We start from the raw sequence: 533 nt of genomic DNA on the forward strand, positions 1-533 counted from the left end.
CCGGCCAGGACGCCGCGCAGCAGGTGCACCGCCTCGCCGGACCCGTGCTGCGCGAGCGCGAACGCGGCGACCACGCTGGACGCGATCGGGAACGGGGCGAGCACCCCGGTCATCCCGGGGCCCAGAGTGCCCGACAGGGTGGTGACGACCACGACGAGCAGTGCGGTCGCGACGATAACGATCCCAGCTCTCGGTGTTCTCACGGTGCAGACATTACGGCCATCCGGAGTCGCCTCCGTCCATCCTGACAAGACCTCCAGCACATGTGCGCATCTGGACGCGGCCGCAGGTCACCGGCCGGACACTAGGCTCACGGCATGCCCGTGCCTCCCGCTTCCCCCACCGTCGCTGCCCCTACGGGCACCACCAGCAACGCGACCAGGAGGCAGAACGCCGCGAACCCGACCAGCCCGGCCAGGACGCCGCGCAGCAGGTGCACCGCCTCGCCGGACCCGTGCTGCGCGAGCGCGAACGCGGCGACCACGCTGGACGCGATCGGGAACGGGGCGAGCACCCCGGTCATCCCGGGGCCC

General features: G+C 72.4%; 2 protein-coding genes. Both read right to left on the minus strand.

Going from position 1 to position 533, the window contains the following annotated elements; genetic code table 11:
- Positions 1-203 (minus strand): hypothetical protein (locus ACYVJ0_RS13815; RefSeq protein WP_460818436.1); only part of this gene is annotated, 203 nt, incomplete at its 3' end.
- A 107-nt stretch (positions 204-310) separates the two neighbouring features.
- A partial coding sequence (locus tag ACYVJ0_RS13820; RefSeq protein ID WP_460818437.1) for a hypothetical protein occupies positions 311-533 on the minus strand: 223 nt, incomplete at its 5' end.

This window comes from Microbacterium petrolearium (assembly GCF_054782875.1).